Here is a 3,503-nt window from a genome sequence, read left to right as displayed (position 1 = left end):
TGCGCCAGTCGATGCCCTCCAGCAGCATCGAGAGCTGCGCGGGCGTCAGCGACACCACGCCACCCTTGGCTTGCGGCCAGACGAAGTGCCCGCGCTCCAGCCGCTTGCGCAACCCGGCCACCGTCTTGGCCCAGCCGAACGCTTCCTCGATGCGCTTCCTGATCCGCTGGCTGATGGCATAGCCGGGATGGCGGGTGGTGCGGCCGTCGATGGCCGAGCGCCGCCCACTGGTGTTCTGCGCCAGATGCGGGGTGACGTTGATCTCGCGGAGTTCGGCGACGAAGTCGCGCGTGTCGAAGCCCTTGTCACCGCCCAACGTGATCTTCTGCGGACGGTCGGCATGTGGTTCCACCAGGTGCAGCGCCGCCAGCCGCTCGGCATGGCCGGAGGCGCGTGTTGCAAGCGCATCGACGATTAGGCCGTTGCGGTTCTCCATCAGCGCATGGCCCATGAAGCAGAGCTTCGCCTCCTTGCCCGGACCCTTGCGGTAGAGCTGCGCATCGGGATCGGTGGTGGAGGCATGGGTGTCGTTGCTGCGCTTCCGGCCGCGGAAGTTCTGCTCGCCATTGCGCCCGGCATCTGGCGGCGGCCCGGAGCCATCCTTGGGCCGGAAGCTCTTGGTGCTGGCCCACGCTTCCAGGAGCGTGCCATCAACCGAGAAGTGCTCGGTTGAGAGCAACGTCCGGACCTTCGGCTGCGCCAGCACACTGGCCAGGAACCGCGACGCGACCTCGCCCGCCAGCAACCGGTCGCGGTTCTTGGTGAAGGTCGTGGCGTCCCAGACCGGATCGTCCACGCCGATGCCGACAAACCAGCGAAACAGTAGGTCGAAGTCAATCCGCTCGACCAGTTGCCGCTCCGAACGGATCGAGAAGAATGCCTGCAGCAGCAGGGCGCGCAGCAAACGCTCGGGCGGAATGGAATCCCGCCCCGTCGGCGGGTAGAGGCGCTGCATACCCAATTCGGGGGTAGCGTAAGCCAACTGAAAAACTTCAAGTCCTACTTCAAGCGCACACTGGCCTTAGCCCTCGCGGTCTACCCGGAGGCCAAGATCGACATCACCGAGCGCGGCCTAACGCTCCACCCCTCGGCGCCGCCCGTCGACAAAGTCCAGGGCCTGCTCAGGCGTTAGTGAGCACGGCTCGACGCACAGGGCCCACGCCCCGCCTTGGCTGAAAGAGTCCCCCCTAGAGAGGCATGGCTCGCCCGTCCTGCCCAGACCACCAAGCGGCGGGGCTCCCAGGATGTGAACTTTGTCAGCCGTCTGGGCGGACGGCGTCAGTCGAGTCCAAGTCCCTCTCAGCTGACAGAGTCCACACTCAATTACGCTTGTGCCCCTTAACAGCGATGTTGGCTATCGGGGATGAACCGCCGAGTTCGGCCCAATTCGACTGCAGCGTGAAGTGCTGCCGCCAAGGGACATTGACTCCCGAGGGGAAGGGATGCCGACCTCAGACTCAGACGCGGCAACCCGCAGCGGCTGCCACCGCCGCGACGGCTATCGGCGCGGAATCTGGCGGCCAACCGTAATTGCGGCACGCTTCTGCTCACCCGCGGTAAAGCGAGCCTTATCGCGCCTTATCGGGAACGGCTGCGAGCCCGTCCATAGCGATGGCGGAACGCGGCCTATCGTCTGTCCTGCGGCGCGCCTACCCTACCCGGCGTGCTCCTTGCTGCTTCCGATGTCCCCCTATCGTCTGCGCGCCCGCGCCCGCCACAAAGCCGGCGCGAAGCATGTTGGACATGGCGCAGAGATGCCTGGGGCAAGCACAGCAAGGTGGCGCAGGCAAGCGCCGCTATTCGGCGCGGATGCCGAGCTGCCGGATCACCGGGCCGAACAGTGCCCAGCTCTCGCGGATCTGTGCCATGAAGGTGTCGGGGCCGCGCGGCCCGATATCGACCGCGATGGTCTCGAAGCGCTGCCGCAACTCGGGCGTGGCCAGCCCCTCGCGTACCGTGGTCCACAGCCGATCCACGATGGGCTGCGGCGTGCCGGCCGGCACCATCAGCCCGTTCCAGCCACCGACATCGTAGTCCGCCGGCCCACCCACTGAGGCGAGCGGCGGGATCTCCGGCATCAGGCGGGAGGGGCTGGCGGTGGTGACACCAAGTGCGCGAAGCTTGCCCTCCCGCACCAGGCGCAGCGCAGCGGCCGCGGTGTCGAAGGAGAAATGCACATTGCCGCCTAGCAGCGCCGCCATGGACGGAGCGCTGCCCTGGAACGGGACGTGCAGGGCGTCAACATCAGCCTTGGCGTTGAACAGTGCCGTCACTAGGTGCTGCGCCCCGCCAACGCCCGAGGAGCTGAAGGTGTACTTTCCGGGCTCGGCCTTTACCAACCGCAGGAACTGCACCAGGTCCTGCGCCGGGAAGTCCGGCCGCACCAATAGGATATAGGATGTCTGCCCATAGCTCGCGACGGGCTGCAGCTCCTTCTCCACATCATAGGGCGTGCGCTGCACCAGCGGACTGAAGATGATAGGGCCATTTGAGGCGGCGAGCAGCGTGTAGCCATCGGGCGGCGCCTTGGCGACCATGTTGGTGCCGATCTGCCCGCCGGCGCCAGGGCGGTTCTCCGGGATCACCGTCTGGCCGAAGCGCTCGGTGAAATACTGGGCCATCAGCCGGCCTTGCACATCGGTGGATTGGCCCGGCGGCCAGGGGATGATCATGCGGATCGTTCGGTTCGGCCACGGCGCCTCAGCCTGGGCGCGGGCGGCACTGGGCAGGACCAGCAATGCCGGCGTAGCAAGGAGGTTGCGGCGGTTCATGCGCGTGCTTCCTTGGGCCATTGTAGTAGCCCCGGTTGATCTGGACTGTCGGGTAGCAAAGGATACCCTCGGATGGCCGCCCCTGCCCAGGCCGCACCCTGTTTGCACAGGAACATGAGCCTTCCCTTTATGAACACTGCCGGGTGATGGCCCCGGAGTTGGGCTGCGCCAGGTAGGACGCCGCTTTCGTGTCGTGACCCCGATTAGAGAACGGGCTATAAGTGCTGGCGGTCTTGATGCGATCCCCTTCCAACAGAAATCGCCCGGCGAGAGGTCCCGCAGGGCGGCTCTGAGCCTGGACATATCGGCCCGGCGCTCGGCCGAGTGAGGGATACGCCCTCGCCACGCGGACAGGATGCACTCCTGCTTGCCACGAAGATATGGCGCTTCGTGGATCGCCTGACCCTTTGTAGAATGCGGTTGTGGTCGCCGCTGTGAGCAGCATCACAGGCTGGGACAGCAGGACACGACCGGCCACTGCCCGCGAGGCGCGGCCATTATCGCGGGTTAGCCCGGATATCTCACCAGACGTAGGTGCATCGGGGTCCTGAATCGGCGAAAGTTCTTCTGCGACAAAGACTTATCGAGACGCAGGGTAAGAGGGGCAAAACCTGTGGCGAGGGTGCAGTTTGCCCTTCCCAGGTGGCGGCTGGTCTGATTCGCTCGGGCGCATGGTCCCGCCCGCCGATCCTGACGCGCTGTCGCCGGCCGAGCTGAAGGCGCTGGTCAGCG

The 3,503-nt window shown here is 65.9% G+C and carries 2 protein-coding genes and 1 pseudogene; all 3 read right to left on the bottom strand.

The annotated features are described in order from the left end of the window. A partial coding sequence (tnpB, locus tag H7965_RS31535; RefSeq protein WP_390624649.1) for an IS66 family insertion sequence element accessory protein TnpB occupies window positions 1-112 on the bottom strand: 112 nt, incomplete at its 3' end. Continuing rightward, window positions 89-946 (bottom strand): annotated as a pseudogene (locus H7965_RS29155) (IS5 family transposase); the annotation flags it as partial. The pseudogene H7965_RS29155 and the gene tnpB, both read right to left, overlap by 24 nt. Before the next feature lie 850 nt (window positions 947-1,796). Continuing rightward, window positions 1,797-2,771, bottom strand: coding sequence for a Bug family tripartite tricarboxylate transporter substrate binding protein (locus H7965_RS29150; RefSeq protein WP_186774001.1), 975 nt, complete (start codon window positions 2,769-2,771; stop codon window positions 1,797-1,799). Window positions 2,772-3,503: the final 732 nt, after the last annotated feature.

It is taken from the genome of Siccirubricoccus deserti (assembly GCF_014283215.1).
Lineage (GTDB): Bacteria > Pseudomonadota > Alphaproteobacteria > Acetobacterales > Acetobacteraceae > Siccirubricoccus > Siccirubricoccus deserti.
Note: the sequence above shows the minus strand (reverse complement) of the source record. Positions and strands in the feature narration are given on the sequence as shown.

What these genes read in the sequence shown, in the direction of transcription:
- H7965_RS29150 (WP_186774001.1), bottom strand. Translation starts at nt 2,771, where the DNA reads ATGAACCGCCGCAACCTCCTTGCTACGCCGGCATTGCTGGTCCTGCCC.